We start from the raw sequence: 15,236 nt of genomic DNA on the forward strand, positions 1-15,236 counted from the left end.
CTTTTTTTCTGACTGAGAGGCTCCCGTCCCCCGCGCGCGGGGGGGGCGTGCCCCACCCCCCCCCCCCGCCGGCCGCTACCACAACCGCAGGTTCCTGGCGATCGCCGAGGAGATGGGCCTCGACCACCCCGAGGAGCCGCACCCCAGCAGCGGCTTCTCGCTGGTCTCGCTCAACCCCGAGGCGAAGCGCCGTTACCGGCAGACGGCCGAACGGCTGCAGCGTGCGCTCAAGGCGCACACCGCGGCGACGGCCGCCGACACCAAACGCTCCTTCCGCGGGCCTGCCGCCCGGCACGGTTCATCCGGTGGCGGGGTGCGGGTGAAGGCGGTCTGCGACTGCGGCCGCAACGTCCGGGTCGTCCCGTCCGTACTGGCCCAGGCGCCCATCGTCTGCGGTGGCTGCGGAAAGGCGTTCCGTATCCCGGAAGTGGTGGCCGCGGCCGGCTGACCCGGGGTCCCGCAACGTATGGCACAATGGCTAGCTGTACTCGACAGCCGCACAGGAACCCTCTCGTCCTCCGGCTGACGCGTCCATCGGGCACCCGAGTACCGCAACCCCACGTGGCATCTCGTTGTGCCCAACCACGTCAAGACCAGGAGACACCACTTCCGTGGCAGTCAAGATCAAGCTGAAGCGTCTGGGCAAGATCCGTTCGCCTCACTACCGCATCGTCGTCGCCGACTCCCGTACCCGCCGTGACGGCCGGGCCATCGAGGAGATCGGCCTGTACCACCCGGTGCAGAACCCCTCGCGCATCGAGGTCAACTCGGAGCGTGCGCAGTACTGGCTGTCCGTCGGCGCCCAGCCGACCGAGCCGGTCATGGCGATCCTGAAGCTCACCGGTGACTGGCAGGCGCACAAGGGCCTCCCGGCCCCCGCGCCGCTCCAGCAGCCGGAGCCGAAGGCCGACAAGCGCGCCGCGTTCGAGGCGTTCGCCAAGTCGATCGAGGGCGACGAGCCGAAGGGTGAGGCCATCACCCCGAAGGCGAAGAAGGCCGACAAGAAGGCGGACGAGGCGGCTCCGGCTGCTGACTCCACCGAGTCGACCGAGGCCTGAGCATGCTCGAGGAGGCTCTCGAGCACCTCGTGAAGGGCATCGTCGACAACCCCGACGACGTACAGGTCGCTTCACGCAACCTCCGTCGCGGGCAGGTGCTGGAGGTCCGGGTGCACCCCGACGACCTCGGTAAGGTGATCGGCCGCAACGGCCGCACCGCGCGCGCCCTGCGCACCATCGTGGGCGCCATCGGCGGCCGTGGCATCCGGGTCGACCTCGTCGACGTGGACCAGGTCCGCTGAGCAGTAGCTGAACACCGGCTCGGGCCGGGGAGGGCTGAGAAGCCGTCCCCGGCCTTTGTCGTCCGCGGTGAGCGCGGCAACACTTGGACCACCCCGGCCGGCAGGACCGGCAGGAACCAGCGGAATGAGGAGCGAAGCGTGCAACTGGTAGTCGCACGGATCGGGCGCGCCCACGGGATCAAGGGCGAAGTCACCGTGGAGGTGCGCACGGACGAGCCCGAGCTGCGGCTCGGACCCGGTGCGGTACTCGCCACCGACCCCGCGGCCACCGGGCCGCTGACCATCGAGACCGGCCGGGTGCACAGCGGCAGGCTGCTGCTGCGCTTCGCGGGGGTCACGGACCGGACGGCCGCCGAGGCGCTCCGCAACACCCTGCTGATCGCAGACGTCGACCCGCGGGAGACCCCCGAGGACCCCGAGGAGTTCTACGACCACCAGCTGATGGACCTCGACGTGGTGCTGGCGGACGGCACCGAGGTCGGCCGGATCACCGAGATCACCCACCTGCCCTCGCAGGACCTCTTCATCGTGGAGCGGCCCGACGGCAGCGAGGTCATGATCCCGTTCGTCGAGGAGATCGTCACCTCGATCGACCTGGATGAGCAGCGGGCCGTCATCGACCCGCCGCCCGGCCTGATCGACGAGAGCCGGGCCGAGATCGCCGGCGCCCGGGACGACGACTGATGCGGCTCGACGTCGTCACGATCTTCCCCGAGTACCTCGAACCGCTGAACGTCTCGCTGGTCGGCAAGGCACGCGCCCGCGGCCGGCTCGGTGTCCACGTACACGACCTGCGCGACTGGACGTACGACCGGCACAACACGGTCGACGACACCCCCTACGGCGGCGGCCCCGGCATGGTCATGAAGACCGAGCCCTGGGGTGAGGCGCTGGACGAGGTCCTGGCCACCGGTTACGAGGCGGGTGCGTCCGGCCCGGTCCTGGTCGTGCCCACCCCGAGCGGCCGCCCCTTCACCCAGCAGGTCGCGGTCGAACTCTCCGAGCGCCCCTGGCTGGTCTTCACACCCGCCAGGTACGAGGGCATCGACCGGCGGGTGGTCGACGAGTACGCGACCCGGATGCCGGTGTACGAGGTCTCCATCGGGGACTACGTCCTGGCGGGCGGGGAGGCCGCCGTCCTGGTGATCACGGAAGCCGTCGCCCGGCTGCTGCCCGGCGTGCTCGGCAACGCCGAGTCGCACCGCGACGACTCCTTCGCCACCGGCGCGATGGCCGACCTCCTGGAGGGGCCGGTCTACACCAAGCCGCCCGAGTGGCGCGGCCGGTCCATCCCGGACGTCCTGCTCAGCGGCCACCACGGCAGGATCGCCCGCTGGCGCCGGGACGAGGCGTTCCGTCGCACGGACCTCAACAGGCCGGATCTGCTGGAGCGCAGCGACCCGGCGTCCTTCGGCAAGAAGGACCGCGAAATGCTCTCGATCCTGGGCTGGAAGCAGGGGCCCGGAGGGCGATTTGGGCGAGAGCACGAGGACGTGGAAGAATAGGCCGCTGCTGTACGTCCGGCGTGCGCCCCTGCCACAGGGGGAACGACGACCGTCCGACGCGATCAGCTCTCGAAACTCATCACGATGATTCCGTCGATGACCTGTGGCATCGGCGAAGAAAGCAGAAGATCATGTCCAGCCTGCTCAACAGCGTCAACACCGCTTCGCTCCGGTCCGACCTGCCGGCCTTCCGCGCCGGTGACACGGTCAACGTCCACGTCCGCGTCATCGAGGGCACCCGCTCGCGTATCCAGCAGTTCAAGGGTGTCGTCATCCGCCGCCAGGGCGCGGGCGTCAGCGAGACCTTCACGGTCCGCAAGGTCTCGTTCTCGGTCGGCGTCGAGCGTACCTTCCCGGTGCACAGCCCGATCTTCGAGAAGATCGAGCTCGTCACCCGCGGTGACGTCCGTCGCGCCAAGCTGTACTACCTCCGTGAGCTGCGCGGCAAGGCCGCGAAGATCAAGGAGAAGCGCGACCACTGAGTCCACAGGGCGGCCGGATAAGCTCTGGCCCCGATGGACACCGAAGCACAGCAGACAGAGCGCGACGGCTCACCCGAACCGGACACGTCCGGCGAGGAGCAGCGGTCGCGCTCTGTGCGTCTCGCCGCGCTGATCGAGGGGCCCTGGCGCAAGGCCGGGCTGCTGGCCCTCGTCTGTGTGGCGTTCCTGCTGCTGCTGAGTACGTATGTGATGCAGCCGTTCCTCATCCCCAGCGGCTCCATGGAGCCCACCCTCCAGGTCGGGGACCGGGTGCTGGTGGACAAGCTGGCGTACCGGTTCGGCGGTGAGCCCCGGCGCGGGGACGTCGTGGTCTTCGACGGCACCGGCTCCTTCGTACGGGAGGCACCCGCGCAGAACCCCGTGACCCGGGTGGCGCGCGGCGCGGCCTCCGCGCTGGGGTTCGCGGCGCCCGCCGGTACCGACTACGTCAAGCGTGTGGTGGGGGTGGGCGGCGACCATGTGGTCTGCTGCGACAAGCGGGGGCGTATCGAGGTGAACGGGCGGCCGGTGGACGAGACGTATGTGTATCCCGGCAACCCTCCGTCCCAGGTGCCCTTCGACATCGTGGTGCCCGCCGGAACCCTCTGGGTGATGGGCGACCACCGCTCACGCTCCAGCGACTCCCGCGACCACCTCGGGGATCCCGGGGGAGGGATGGTACCGGTGGAGCAGGTGATCGGCCGGGCCCGCTGGATCGGCTGGCCGTTCAGCCGCTGGACCGCGCTGGAGAGGTCCGGGGCCTTCGCCCGGGTACCGGCGTCCGGCGGCGGCCATGGGTAACCGGGGAAGGGCACGAGGCGGCGGGCCGACGGGCGAACGGCCGGCGTCGGCCGGCGGCCCCACCGGTGCACGGTCCCTGCCCACCAGGGCCGAGCGGCGCAGACTCGCGCGCAAGGTCCAGCGGCGGCGGCGCAGATCCACAGCGCGTGAGATACCCGTTCTGATCATCGTGGCGATCGTGATCGCGCTGGTGCTCAAGACGTTCCTGGTGCAGGCGTTCGTCATCCCGTCGGGTTCGATGGAGGAGACGATCCGGATCGGTGACCGGGTACTGGTGGACAAGCTGACGCCGTGGTTCGGCTCGAAACCGCAGCGCGGCGACGTCGTGGTCTTCAAGGACCCCGGCCACTGGCTGCCGCCCGAGGAGACCAGGACGGAGAGCTCGCCGTTTCTCGTCAGACAGCTCAAGACCGGCCTGACCTTCATCGGACTGCTCCCTTCGGACAATGAACAGGACCTGATCAAGCGGGTCATCGGGGTGGGCGGGGACACCGTCAAGTGCTGCGACAAGGACGGCAGGGTCACCGTCAACGGCACCCCGCTGAACGAGCCGTATCTCCATCCGGGGAATCCGCCGTCCCAGCTGAAGTTCGATGTGAAGGTCCCGCCCGGGCGGCTCTTCGTGATGGGGGACCACCGGTCCAACTCGGCGGATTCGCGGTACCACATGGACGGTCCCTACCAGGGGACTGTGCCGGTGAGCGGGGTGGTGGGACGGGCGGTCGTCATCGCCTGGCCGCTGGGGCACTGGAGCCGGCTCAAGGAGCCCGCGGCCTTCGGGTCGGTGGCGTCCGCTCCGGACCAGGGCGGTCCGGACCGGGCCGGTTCCGGTCGGCGGAGTCTCGCCGCTCAGGATCGGCACGTAAACTTCCCGCTCCCGACTCCTGCGGAACTTCCGCTCGTTATGGGAGTGGTGGGCCTGCGTCTCCCCGGAGGCAGGCGACGGCACGGAGTGAGGAGTGGATGTGGGGGACGTGGCGGTCGGCGCGCGATCCGGACACGAAGAGCCAGAGGACCGGCCAGGGCCGCCCGTTGGTGGCGAGGGAACCGAAACCTCTGACAGCGGGTGGCCGGACGGGTCCGACAGGGCCGGTGGCCAGTACAGGGCACCGGGCCCGCAGAACGGTCCGGGTGGACCGGGCGGCCCCGGCGGCCCGGACGGCCTCGACGGGGAAGGCGAGGACGGCGGGAGCACCCGGGACAAGGCGCCCAAGAAGCAGCGCTCCTTCTGGAAGGAGCTGCCGCTCCTCATCGGAATCGCGCTGGTCCTGGCCCTGTTGATCAAGACATTCCTGGTCCAGGCGTTCTCGATCCCCTCGGACTCGATGCAGGACACGCTGCAGCGCGGGGACCGGGTGCTGGTGGACAAGCTGACACCGTGGTTCGGCTCGGAGCCGGAGCGGGGTGACGTCGTGGTGTTCCACGATCCGGGCGGCTGGCTCGAAGGCGAACCGACGCCCACCCCGAACGTGGCGCAGAAGTTCCTGAGCTTCATCGGCCTGATGCCGTCGGCGGAGGAGAAGGACCTGATCAAGCGGGTCATCGCGGTCGGCGGGGACACGGTCTCCTGCAAGAAGGGCGGCCCGGTCGTCGTCAACGGCAAGGCGCTGTCCGAGAAGTCGTACATCTACCCCGGCAACACCCCGTGCGACGACCAGCCGTTCGGGCCGATCCATGTGCCCAAGGGCCGGATCTGGGTGATGGGCGACCACCGGCAGGACTCGCTCGACTCCCGCTACCACCAGCAGCTGCCCGGTGGGGGCACGGTCTCCGACAAGGAGGTCGTCGGACGGGCCTTCGTCGTGGCCTGGCCGGTCAACCGGTGGGCGTGGCTGGGTGTTCCGAGCACCTTCGACCAGAAGGGCATCAACGCCGCCGGCTCACTCGCTCCCGGCGCGCTCGGGCTCGCGGGAGCGCTGCCGCTGGTGATCAGGCGCAGGCGCAGGCTGACCCGTGACGGTACCGCTGACGGTACTGCCGGGTAAGGTGCCCTCCCAGATCGTCGATCTCCGATATGGGGGAGCGCTGGGATGAGCGGAACAGTACGTACGAGTGGCGGCGGTGGCCGGCTCGGCAGTGCGCTGTCGGGTCTGGCCGTGGCCCTCGGCTGCGTGCTCTTTCTCGGAGGGTTCGCCTGGGGTGCGGTGGAGTACAAGCCGTACACCGTACCGACCGACTCGATGACCCCGACCGTGCAGGTGGGGGACCGGGTGCTGGCACAGCGAATAGACAGCAGCGCGGTGCGCCGCGGGGACGTGGTGGTCTTCAAGGATCCCGCCTGGGGCGATATGCCGATGCTGAAGCGGGTGGTGGGAGTCGGCGGCGACGAGGTCGCCTGCTGCGACTCCAGGGGCCGGCTCACGGTGAACGGCAAGGGGATCAACGAGCCGTATCTGAAGGCCGATTCGTTCTCCGGGGGCCGGGCATCCGCGACCGCCTTCACCGTGAAGGTGCCCGAGGGCCGGCTCTTCCTCCTCGGTGACGAGCGCACCAACTCGATGGACTCCCGTGTCCACCTCCAGGACGCCGACCACGGCTCGGTACCGCGCTCGACGGTGTCCGCGCGGGTGGACGCCATCGCCTGGCCGCTGAGCGGCGGGACCATCGAACGCCCGAAGGGTTTCGCGGCGCTGCCCGGCGGGGTCTCGCAGCCCGGACCGCTGAAACTGGTGGTGGCGGCTGTGCTGGCCGGGATCGTGCTGATCCTGGGCGGTTGCGTCTACGGACCGGTCGCCCGGCGGCGGGGCCGCAGCCGGAAGGTGACCGCCGATGTCGGCTGAGCTGCGCAGGGTCGCACGCGTCATCCTGCTCGATCCGGCCGACCGGGTGCTGCTGATGCACGGGTTCGAGCCGGATGATCCGACACGCACCTGGTGGTTCACGCCCGGCGGGGGCGTCGAGGCGGGGGAGACCGACGAGGAGGCCGCGCTCCGCGAGGTACGGGAGGAGACCGGCATCGACACGGTCGAACTCGGCCCTGTGCTGTGGACGAGGGTGTGCTCCTTCCCGTTCGACGGGCGGCGGTGGAACCAGGACGAACAGTATTTTCTGGGTCGAACCACTCGGACGGCGACCGCCATGGACGGGCTGACCCCGCTGGAGCAGCGGAGTGTCGCGGGGCTGAGGTGGTGGACTTCCGCCGAACTGTCCGCGACGCGTGAGACGGTGTACCCGACCAGGCTCGCCGGGCTGCTGCGCACGCTGCTCGACGAGGGTCCCCCGGCTGCACCGGTGGTCCTGGCCCCGGAAATCGTCTAGGGGCGCAGGCGGGCGGCGCACAATAGGGGGACGCACGGCTGAAGGGGAACATGCCATGAGCGCCGAGGACCTCGAGAAGTACGAGACCGAGATGGAGCTGAAGCTCTACCGGGAGTACCGCGACGTTGTCGGCCTGTTCAAATATGTGATCGAGACCGAGCGGCGCTTCTACCTCACCAACGACTACGAGATGCAGGTGCACTCAGTACAGGGCGAGGTCTTTTTCGAGGTGTCCATGGCTGATGCCTGGGTCTGGGACATGTACAGGCCGGCCAGGTTCGTCAAGCAGGTACGCGTACTGACCTTCAAGGATGTGAACATCGAGGAGCTCAACAAGAGCGATCTCGAACTTCCGGGTGGCTGAGGTCGTCCCGGTCGGCTGACTTCTTGTGAGTGGCTGAGCTCTTGCCGGCCGACTGAGCTTCTGCCAGGCCGCTGGGCTCTTGCAGGTACCCGCGTCTGTGCGGGTGCCTGCGCTTTTATGCGTGGCCGCGGCTCTTCCGGGTGACCGGGTTTTCCACAACCGGCGAGTAGTCCACCAAGATCCACACGGTGGCGGCCCGGACGGCAGAGTCGGTGCCGGAGGTGGTGCCGGATGAACGCACGGGGGGCACTCGGGCGGTACGGCGAGGAACTGGCGGCAAGGACGCTGGCCGGGTCCGGAATGACCGTCGTCGAGCGGAACTGGCGGTGCAGGTCGGGCGAGATCGACATCGTGGCGCGCGACGGCGACGCGCTGGTCGTCTGTGAGGTGAAGACCCGCAGAGAAGGCGCCTTCGAGCATCCGATGGCCGCGGTCACCCCGGTCAAGGCCGACCGGCTCAGACGTCTCGCCGAGCGCTGGCTCGCGGCGAACGGCGGGCCGCCGCCCGGCGGGGTGCGGATCGATCTCATCGGCGTGGTGCTGCCCAGGCGCGGTGCGCCGCTGGTCGAGCACGCACGGGGGGTGGCCTGATGGGTTTCGCCCGTGCGTGTTCGGTCGCGCTGGTCGGCGTGGACGGTGTGGTGGTGGAGGTCCAGGCGGACCTCGAACCGGGAATCGCCGCCTTCACGCTGGTGGGGCTGCCGGACAAGAGCCTGGTCGAGAGCCGGGACCGGGTCAGGGCCGCCGTGGTGAACTCGGGCGCGGAGTGGCCCCAGAAGAAACTCACGGTGGGGCTGAGCCCCGCATCGGTACCGAAGAGCGGCAGTGGCTTCGATCTGGCCGTCGCCTGCGCCGTCCTGGGGGCCGCCGAGCGCGTCGACCCGAGGGAGATCGCCGACCTGGTGCTCATCGGGGAGCTGGGGCTCGACGGCCGGGTCAGACCGGTGCGCGGCATTCTGCCCGCCGTGCTGGCGGCGGCCGAAGCGGGATACCGCCGGGTCGTGGTCCCCGAGCAGACCGCGGGGGAGGCGTCACTCGTGCCGGGCGTCTCGGTGCTCGGGGTGCGGAGTCTGCGGCAGCTCATCGCGGTGCTGAGCGGTGAGCCGGTCCCCGACGAGGCGCCCGCCGCACAGGGGCGGCCGGACTCGATGCTGGCCGGTCTGATGGTGCCGGGCGCCGGGGCCGGCACCGGGCTCGCCCTGGGCGGGGGGACCGGTGCGGGGGCCGACCTCGCGGACGTGGCGGGGCAGCCCGCCGCCAGAAAGGCGCTGGAGGTCGCCGCGGCCGGGGCCCACCATCTGCTGCTGCACGGGCCTCCGGGCGCGGGCAAGACCATGCTGGCCGAGCGGCTTCCCGCGATCCTGCCACCGCTGAGCAGACACGAGTCGCTGGAGGTGACCGCGGTCCACTCGGTGGCCGGCATCCTCCCGCCGGGCGAGCCACTGATCGGCACCGCTCCGTACTGCGCGCCGCACCACTCCGCGACCATGCAGTCGCTGATCGGCGGCGGCAACGGCCTGCCCCGGCCGGGAGCCGTGTCCCTGGCCCACCGCGGTGTGCTCTTTCTCGACGAGGCACCCGAATTCTCCGTCCGGGTCCTCGACGCGCTGCGCCAGCCGCTGGAGTCCGGGCACGTGGTCGTCGCGCGCAGCGCGGGGGTCGTGCGGCTGCCCGCGAGATTCCTGATGGTGCTGGCCGCCAACCCCTGCCCCTGCGGCAGGCACACGATGCACGGCTCGGGGTGCGAATGCCCGCCGTCGGCGGTCCGGCGCTACCAGGCCAGACTCTCCGGACCGCTCCTCGACCGGGTGGACCTCCGGGTCGAAGTGGAGCCGGTGCGCCGCTCCGACCTGATGGGACAGGGCGATGCGGGCGAATCGTCGGCGGCCGTTGCCGCACGGGTGCGGGAGGGCCGGGAACGGGCCGCGAAGCGGCTGGCCGGCACGGAGTGGAGCACCAACAGCGAGGTGCCCGGCCATGAGCTGAGGACCCGCTGGACGGCCGCGCCCGGAGCGCTCGCGGTGGCCGAGCGTGAGATGGAGCGCGGGCTGCTCACCGCCCGCGGTCTCGACAGGGTGCTGAGGGTGGCCTGGACGGTCGCCGATCTGGCCGGCCGGGACCGGCCCGGCGCCCAGGATGTCGGGCTCGCTCTCCAACTGCGTACCGGCGTGGACCGGGGGGCGCTGCTCGCCGCCGGGAAGGACCACGGATGAGTACGGGTGCGGGGCCGGGCGGTGACGAGCGGCTGGCACGGGCCGCGCTGACCCGGGTCCTTGAGCCGGGCGACGAGCCGGGCGGACGGTGGCTGCGCGAACTGGGCGCCGTGGAACTGTGGCGGCGGCTGCGTACCGTGGCGGGCGGCGGGGATGCCGTCTTCCCCGGTATGAGCGCCAGGCGGCTCGCCGGATACCGGTTGCGGGCGGCGGCGGCGCGGCCGGATCAGGACCTGCGGGACGCGGACGCGGGGGGCGGACGGTTCGTCTGCCCGGGGGACCAGGAGTGGCCGGGACAGCTCGACGACCTGGGGGACGCGCGGCCGATCGGGCTCTGGGTGCGGGGACGGCCCCAGCTGAGGATATGGGCGCTGCGATCCGTCGCCGTGGTCGGCGCCCGTGCCTGTACGGCCTACGGCGCGCATATGGCGGCCGCACTGGGCTCGGGCCTCGCCGAGCTCGGCTGGGTCGTGGTGTCGGGCGCCGCGTTCGGTGTCGACGGGGCCGCTCATCGCGGCGCGCTCGCCGCGGGCGGGGCCACCATCGCGGTGCTGGCCTGCGGAGTCGACACGGTCTACCCGCGCGGTCACGCCGAGCTGATCGGGCGGATCGCGGAACAGGGGCTGCTCATCGGCGAGTTGCCACCGGGGGACCATCCCACGCCCAGCCGCTTCATCCTCCGCAACCGGGTGATCGCCGCCCTCACCCGGGGGACCGTGGTCGTCGAGGCCGAGTACCGCAGCGGCTCACTGGCCACCGCGCGCAGCGCCCAGAAGCTGGGCCGCTACACGATGGGGGTCCCCGGGCCGGTCACCAGCGGGCTCTCGGCCGGGGTGCACGAGTTGCTGCGCGGCGGCGGCGTCCTGGTCACGGATGCGGCCGAAGTCGCCGAGCTGGTAGGGAACATCGGCGATCTGGCACCCGGCAGACACGGCCCCGTCCTGCCCAGGGACCTGCTCGGTCCGGCCGCCGCCCGGGTGTTGGAGGCACTTCCGGGCCATGGCGTGACGGACGCACGCGAGGTGGCCCGTGAGGCGGGGACGACCGCCGACGAAGCGCTCGCCAGGCTGTACGAACTCCACTCGTTGGGGTTCGTTGAACGGCGAAGTGAAGGATGGCAGTTGGTGCCGGGGGCGCCACAGATCGCAGGCGCCCGGCGAGGCGATGCTTGACCTGGGGCAATCGGGTGAAAAGGTGATGTCCCAGCCTCGGCGGGGGCCTTCCGGCATCACCTCCGGGACACCGCCCGCGTGAGGGCGTCGCACAGGTGCCATGACGCACTCATTGCGCCCTGCAATGCTTCAGTCACGCTACGCTCACAAGGAATCCGGCTCAAAACAAGTCCTACGCAGGTCCCAGCAGAACGGCTCAAGGCAACGAATGCCCCAGCACACGTCCGGTTCCGACCGCGCGGCAGCGCCACCGGCGGCACGTGGCCATATCCGGCCCCCCGCGCCGTCGTCGCTCGATGAGCTGTGGCGGTCGTACAAGTCGACGGGCGACAAGCGGCTGCGCGAGCAGCTGATCCTGCACTATTCGCCCCTGGTCAAGTACGTCGCCGGCCGGGTCAGCGTGGGGCTGCCGCCCAACGTCGAGCAGGCCGACTTCGTCTCCTCCGGTGTCTTCGGACTGATCGACGCCATCGAGAAGTTCGACATCGAGCGGTCCATCAAGTTCGAGACCTACGCGATCACGCGGATCCGCGGCGCGATGATCGACGAACTCCGCGCGCTCGACTGGATCCCCCGCTCGGTCCGGCAGAAGGCCCGCGCTGTCGAGCGTGCCTACGCCACGCTGGAGGCCCAGCTGCGCCGCACGCCCTCCGAGGCCGAGGTCGCGGCCGAGATGGGCATCGCGGTGGAGGAACTGCACGCCGTGTTCAGCCAGTTGTCACTGGCCAACGTGGTGGCCCTGGACGAGCTCCTGCACGTCGGCGGTGAGGGCGGCGACAGGCTGAGCCTGATGGACACCCTGGAGGACACCGCGGCGGACAACCCGGTCGAGCTGGCCGAGGGCCGCGAGCTGCGCCGGCTGCTGGCCCGTGCCATCAACACTCTCCCGGACCGGGAGAAGACCGTGGTCACGCTCTACTACTACGAGGGCCTGACCCTGGCCGAGATCGGCCATGTCCTCGGAGTCACCGAGAGCCGGGTCAGCCAGATCCACACCAAATCCGTCCTGCAGCTGCGCGCCAAGCTCTCGGACGTCGGACGCTGATCCCGCAGGCGAATCGTCCCTGCCCGGAGTGGGTCCGTAAAGTGACCCCGTGCCCAGGATTCGAGCGGCCTCCGTGGCCGAACACCGAACCATGCAGCGCGGCGCCCTGCTGGACGCCGCCCGCACCCTCCTCTCCGAAGGCGGTACGGAGGCGCTGACCTTCCCCGCCCTCGCCGAGCGCACCGGACTCGCGCGCTCCTCCGTGTACGAGTACTTCCGCTCACGCGCCGCCGTGGTGGAAGAGCTCTGCGCCGTCGACTTCCCGGTCTGGGCTGCGGAGATCGAGTCCGCGATGGAGCGGGCTCCTGACCCCGCGGGCAAGGTCGAGGCGTATGTCCGCCAGCAGCTCGCCCTGGTCGGGGACCAGCGGCACCGGGCCGTGGTGGCCATCTCCGCGGGGGAACTCGACGCGGGCGCCCGGGAGAAGATCCGTGCCGCGCACGGCGGTCTCATCGCGATGATCGTCGAGGCGCTCGAAGCCCTGCGTCACGAGCACCCGAGGCTCGCGGCGATGCTGCTCCAGGGGGTGGTGGACGCGGCGGTGCGGCGTATCGAGGCGGGTTCGTCCGAGGACCCCGCCGTGGTGGCCGACGCTGCCGTCGCGATGGCACTGGGCGGCGTCCGGGGCTGAGCCCCACCGGTCCCGGACTTGTGCCGTCCCCGGGCCGCCGTCGTCGCCGGGGCCCCTGTGACGGACCCCTGTGGTCTCCGGGAGCTGTCGCCTACCGGGCGCGCTGTGGTCCCCGGGCGGGCTGCGATCTCCGGGCGCGCCGTGGTCCCCGGGCGGGCTGCGATCCCCGGGCTTGCTGAGGTCTCTGGGAGGGCTCCGATCTTCGGACTCGCTGTGGTCCGCGGGCTCCCCGTGATCTCCGGGCTCCCTCTGATCTCCGGGATCCCGAACACCGGCAGCAGTCTGGACGGTCCCCGGTGCAGCAGTCCGGGTGGGAGCAGCGACAGCGGGTTCAGATAGTGGTCACCGTGCAGCAGTCCCCAGTGGAGGCAGCCCGACGGGCAGTGGGACGGTCCGCTCTCCCGTACGGCGACCGGCCGGCCTGCGGTGACCTCGTCCCCTTTCCGGACGAGCGCCCGGACCGGTTCGTACGTCGTGCGCAGGGACGTGCCCGACACCGCGAGGGTGAGCACCCCTTGCCCCGCCACCCGCCCCGCGAACGTGATCCGGCCGGAAGCGGCGGCCAGGACCGGTGTGCCGGCGGGGGCGGCCAGATCGACCCCGCGGTGGCCCGGCCCGTAAGGAGAGGCGGGAGGATCCCAGCCGTGGACGATCCGCGGGCGGCCTGCCAACGGCCAGCTGCGGTCGCCGTGGTCGGCGGCCGGTAAGGGCGCGGGCCTCGGCGCCGGCTCGGTGAGCGCCGCCGTGACCGTGGTCGTGGCCGTGGTTCTCGCCGACAACGGCGACGACGGCGACTGCGACGGCGTGGACGGCCGTGAGTACACGGCGCTCGAATGCCAGGAGGGCACCGCGGCCGAGTACCCGGAGCACAACGCCGGGACGGCGGCCGACAGCAGTACGCACACCACCGCGAACAACCCGGCCAGCCATGTGTTCCGGCCCTGGCGTCTCACGTTCGGGGCGTTACGGTCCGGGCAGAAGCGGTGCAGGGCGTTCGGCCGGCGGGCGCCGTGGCCCGGGGCGGTCTCGTTCAGGCGCATGGGGAAACCGTCCCCCGTCGCACGGATCCGCGGGGATCATGGCCGGTATCTGTGGACCACCAGGCGGTTGTGGATATCGCCGTCACCCGGCGCTCACCGGGTCCCGTACACTTCTGGTGGCGATCCGGGTCACCGGGTCGACTTCGCACGCCCCCCATCACCCCATCAGCGGTCGATGGACGCGCCTCTCGGTCCCTCGTGGCACGGCGCGTGTGGGCGTCAGGCGCGACAGCAAACCTGCGGTCGCGACAACCGAGTACATCAAGGAGTACGGCCATGGCCGTCGTCACGATGCGGGAGCTGCTGGAGAGCGGCGTCCACTTCGGTCACCAGACCCGTCGTTGGAACCCGAAGATGAAGCGCTTCATCTTCACGGAGCGCAACGGCATCTACATCATCGACCTGCTCCAGTCGCTGTCGTACATCGACCGCGCCTACGAGTTCGTCAAGGAGACCGTCGCGCACGGCGGCTCCATCATGTTCGTGGGTACCAAGAAGCAGGCCCAGGAGGCCATCGCCGAGCAGGCGACGCGCGTGGGCATGCCCTACGTCAACCAGCGCTGGCTCGGCGGCATGCTGACCAACTTCTCCACCGTCTACAAGCGCCTTCAGCGTCTGAAGGAGCTTGAGCAGATCGACTTCGAGGACGTGGCCGCCTCCGGCCTCACCAAGAAGGAGCTCCTGGTCCTCTCGCGCGAGAAGGCCAAGCTGGAGAAGACCCTCGGTGGTATCCGCGAGATGCAGAAGGTGCCCAGCGCCGTCTGGATCGTCGACACCAAGAAGGAGCACATCGCCGTCGGTGAGGCGCGCAAGCTCCACATCCCGGTCGTCGCGATCCTCGACACCAACTGCGACCCCGACGAGGTCGACTACAAGATCCCGGGCAACGACGACGCGATCCGCTCCGTCACCCTGCTCACCCGCGTGATCGCCGACGCCGCCGCCGAGGGCCTCATCGCCCGCTCCGGCGCTGCGACCGGCGACCAGAAGCCGGGCGAGAAGGCCGCCGCCGAGCCGCTCGCCGAGTGGGAGCGTGACCTGCTCGACGGTGAGAAGAAGGACGGCGCCGAGGTCGTCCAGACCTCTGCCGAGACCGAGAAGGTCGCGGACGCCGAGGCTCCGGTCGCCGAGGCCGCCACCGAGGCCCCGGCCGCTGAGGCCCCTGCCGCCGAGGCGCCCGCGCCCGCCGCCGAGGCCCCCGCCCCGGCACCCGCGGCCGAGGCTCCGGCCGCCGAGGCGCCCGCCGCCGGCGGTTCCGCCGAGGGCACGGACGTCACCCTGCCCGCGCTCGGCGAGAGCGTCACCGAGGGCACCGTCACCCGCTGGCTGAAGGAAGTCGGCGACGACGTCGCCGAGGACGAGCCGCTGCTGGAGGTCTCGACCGACAAGGTCGACACCGAGATCCCGTCGCCCGTCGCGGGCACC

17 protein-coding genes and 3 pseudogenes are annotated in these 15,236 nt (G+C 70.8%); 19 read left to right on the forward strand and 1 reads right to left on the reverse strand.

Translation table 11 applies throughout. The annotated features are described in order from the left end of the window. Positions 1-64: 64 nt before the first annotated feature. The 17 genes and pseudogenes from ACFXBC_RS11165 to ACFXBC_RS11245 form a co-directional block, all read left to right on the forward strand. Positions 65-448: pseudogene (locus ACFXBC_RS11165) on the forward strand (hypothetical protein); the annotation flags it as partial. 163 nt (positions 449-611) lie between these two features. Beyond that, a complete protein-coding gene (gene rpsP, locus ACFXBC_RS11170) occupies positions 612-1,058 on the forward strand; it encodes a 30S ribosomal protein S16 (protein WP_385021722.1) in 447 nt (148 codons plus the stop codon). A 2-nt stretch (positions 1,059-1,060) separates the two neighbouring features. Then, a complete protein-coding gene (locus ACFXBC_RS11175; RefSeq protein WP_164265900.1) occupies positions 1,061-1,300 on the forward strand; it encodes an RNA-binding protein in 240 nt (79 codons plus the stop codon). 138 nt (positions 1,301-1,438) lie between these two features. Continuing rightward, positions 1,439-1,984 carry a ribosome maturation factor RimM gene (gene rimM, locus ACFXBC_RS11180; RefSeq protein WP_385021725.1) on the forward strand — a complete coding sequence of 182 codons (546 nt, stop codon included), beginning with the start codon at positions 1,439-1,441 and terminating at the stop codon, positions 1,982-1,984. Continuing rightward, positions 1,984-2,805, forward strand: coding sequence for a tRNA (guanosine(37)-N1)-methyltransferase TrmD (gene trmD, locus ACFXBC_RS11185; RefSeq protein WP_385021728.1), 822 nt, complete (start codon positions 1,984-1,986; stop codon positions 2,803-2,805). The genes rimM and trmD overlap by 1 nt, the downstream gene beginning before the upstream one ends. Before the next feature lie 131 nt (positions 2,806-2,936). Next, a complete protein-coding gene (rplS, locus tag ACFXBC_RS11190; protein WP_385021731.1) occupies positions 2,937-3,287 on the forward strand; it encodes a 50S ribosomal protein L19 in 351 nt (116 codons plus the stop codon). Positions 3,288-3,320: 33 nt separating this feature from the next. Next, complete coding sequence (lepB, locus tag ACFXBC_RS11195; RefSeq protein WP_385021734.1) at positions 3,321-4,088, forward strand: signal peptidase I; 768 nt, start codon at positions 3,321-3,323, stop codon at positions 4,086-4,088. Further along, positions 4,081-5,148 (forward strand): signal peptidase I, encoded by a 1,068-nt coding sequence (gene lepB / locus ACFXBC_RS11200; RefSeq protein ID WP_385021737.1) that lies wholly within the window; start codon positions 4,081-4,083, stop codon positions 5,146-5,148. The genes lepB (ACFXBC_RS11195) and lepB (ACFXBC_RS11200) overlap by 8 nt, the downstream gene beginning before the upstream one ends. Further along, entirely contained in the window at positions 5,063-6,073 is a 1,011-nt protein-coding gene (lepB, locus tag ACFXBC_RS11205) for a signal peptidase I (protein ID WP_385021766.1), read from the forward strand. The genes lepB (ACFXBC_RS11200) and lepB (ACFXBC_RS11205) overlap by 86 nt, the downstream gene beginning before the upstream one ends. Positions 6,074-6,118: 45 nt before the next feature. Continuing rightward, positions 6,119-6,868: a signal peptidase I gene (gene lepB, locus ACFXBC_RS11210; RefSeq protein ID WP_385021741.1), complete on the forward strand. Its 750-nt coding sequence runs from the start codon at positions 6,119-6,121 to the stop codon at positions 6,866-6,868. Further along, positions 6,858-7,346 (forward strand): NUDIX hydrolase, encoded by a 489-nt coding sequence (locus tag ACFXBC_RS11215; protein WP_385021744.1) that lies wholly within the window; start codon positions 6,858-6,860, stop codon positions 7,344-7,346. The genes lepB (ACFXBC_RS11210) and ACFXBC_RS11215 overlap by 11 nt, the downstream gene beginning before the upstream one ends. Before the next feature lie 55 nt (positions 7,347-7,401). Further along, complete coding sequence (locus ACFXBC_RS11220) at positions 7,402-7,710, forward strand: DUF2469 domain-containing protein (RefSeq protein WP_003965949.1); 309 nt, start codon at positions 7,402-7,404, stop codon at positions 7,708-7,710. Between the two features lie 231 nt (positions 7,711-7,941). After that, positions 7,942-8,301, forward strand: coding sequence for a YraN family protein (locus tag ACFXBC_RS11225; RefSeq protein ID WP_385021747.1), 360 nt, complete (start codon positions 7,942-7,944; stop codon positions 8,299-8,301). Then, positions 8,301-9,923, forward strand: coding sequence for a YifB family Mg chelatase-like AAA ATPase (locus tag ACFXBC_RS11230; protein ID WP_385021750.1), 1,623 nt, complete (start codon positions 8,301-8,303; stop codon positions 9,921-9,923). Before ACFXBC_RS11225 ends, ACFXBC_RS11230 begins: the two co-directional genes overlap by 1 nt. After that, entirely contained in the window at positions 9,920-11,095 is a 1,176-nt protein-coding gene (dprA, locus tag ACFXBC_RS11235) for a DNA-processing protein DprA (RefSeq protein WP_385021753.1), read from the forward strand. The genes ACFXBC_RS11230 and dprA overlap by 4 nt, the downstream gene beginning before the upstream one ends. A gap of 208 nt (positions 11,096-11,303) precedes the next feature. Next, positions 11,304-12,140 (forward strand): RNA polymerase sigma factor WhiG, encoded by an 837-nt coding sequence (gene whiG / locus ACFXBC_RS11240; RefSeq protein ID WP_356832688.1) that lies wholly within the window; start codon positions 11,304-11,306, stop codon positions 12,138-12,140. A gap of 73 nt (positions 12,141-12,213) precedes the next feature. Further along, positions 12,214-12,771 (forward strand): TetR/AcrR family transcriptional regulator, encoded by a 558-nt coding sequence (locus tag ACFXBC_RS11245; RefSeq protein ID WP_385021769.1) that lies wholly within the window; start codon positions 12,214-12,216, stop codon positions 12,769-12,771. A 386-nt stretch (positions 12,772-13,157) separates the two neighbouring features. On the opposite strand, the pseudogene ACFXBC_RS11250 reads toward ACFXBC_RS11245, so the two are convergent. Then, a pseudogene (locus ACFXBC_RS11250) lies at positions 13,158-13,811 on the reverse strand (M23 family metallopeptidase); the annotation flags it as partial. 276 nt (positions 13,812-14,087) lie between these two features. Here ACFXBC_RS11250 and rpsB point away from each other — a divergent pair. Together rpsB and ACFXBC_RS11260 are read left to right on the forward strand one after the other, a co-directional pair. After that, positions 14,088-14,987: pseudogene (gene rpsB, locus ACFXBC_RS11255) on the forward strand (30S ribosomal protein S2); the annotation flags it as partial. A gap of 102 nt (positions 14,988-15,089) precedes the next feature. After that, positions 15,090-15,236: biotin/lipoyl-containing protein (locus ACFXBC_RS11260; RefSeq protein ID WP_385021772.1), on the forward strand; the 147-nt coding region annotated here is incomplete at its 3' end.

This window comes from Streptomyces sp. NPDC059398, assembly GCF_042751845.1.
In the GTDB taxonomy this organism is placed as follows: Bacteria; Actinomycetota; Actinomycetes; order Streptomycetales; family Streptomycetaceae; genus Streptomyces.

What these genes read in the sequence shown, in the direction of transcription:
- ACFXBC_RS11175 (WP_164265900.1), top strand. Translation starts at nt 1,061, where the DNA reads ATGCTCGAGGAGGCTCTCGAGCACCTCGTGAAGGGCATCGTCGACAAC.
- trmD (WP_385021728.1), top strand. Translation starts at nt 1,984, where the DNA reads ATGCGGCTCGACGTCGTCACGATCTTCCCCGAGTACCTCGAACCGCTG.
- rplS (WP_385021731.1), top strand. Translation starts at nt 2,937, where the DNA reads ATGTCCAGCCTGCTCAACAGCGTCAACACCGCTTCGCTCCGGTCCGAC.
- lepB (WP_385021734.1), top strand. Translation starts at nt 3,321, where the DNA reads ATGGACACCGAAGCACAGCAGACAGAGCGCGACGGCTCACCCGAACCG.
- lepB (WP_385021737.1), top strand. Translation starts at nt 4,081, where the DNA reads ATGGGTAACCGGGGAAGGGCACGAGGCGGCGGGCCGACGGGCGAACGG.
- lepB (WP_385021741.1), top strand. Translation starts at nt 6,119, where the DNA reads ATGAGCGGAACAGTACGTACGAGTGGCGGCGGTGGCCGGCTCGGCAGT.
- ACFXBC_RS11215 (WP_385021744.1), top strand. Translation starts at nt 6,858, where the DNA reads ATGTCGGCTGAGCTGCGCAGGGTCGCACGCGTCATCCTGCTCGATCCG.
- ACFXBC_RS11220 (WP_003965949.1), top strand. Translation starts at nt 7,402, where the DNA reads ATGAGCGCCGAGGACCTCGAGAAGTACGAGACCGAGATGGAGCTGAAG.
- ACFXBC_RS11225 (WP_385021747.1), top strand. Translation starts at nt 7,942, where the DNA reads ATGAACGCACGGGGGGCACTCGGGCGGTACGGCGAGGAACTGGCGGCA.
- ACFXBC_RS11230 (WP_385021750.1), top strand. Translation starts at nt 8,301, where the DNA reads ATGGGTTTCGCCCGTGCGTGTTCGGTCGCGCTGGTCGGCGTGGACGGT.
- dprA (WP_385021753.1), top strand. Translation starts at nt 9,920, where the DNA reads ATGAGTACGGGTGCGGGGCCGGGCGGTGACGAGCGGCTGGCACGGGCC.
- whiG (WP_356832688.1), top strand. Translation starts at nt 11,304, where the DNA reads ATGCCCCAGCACACGTCCGGTTCCGACCGCGCGGCAGCGCCACCGGCG.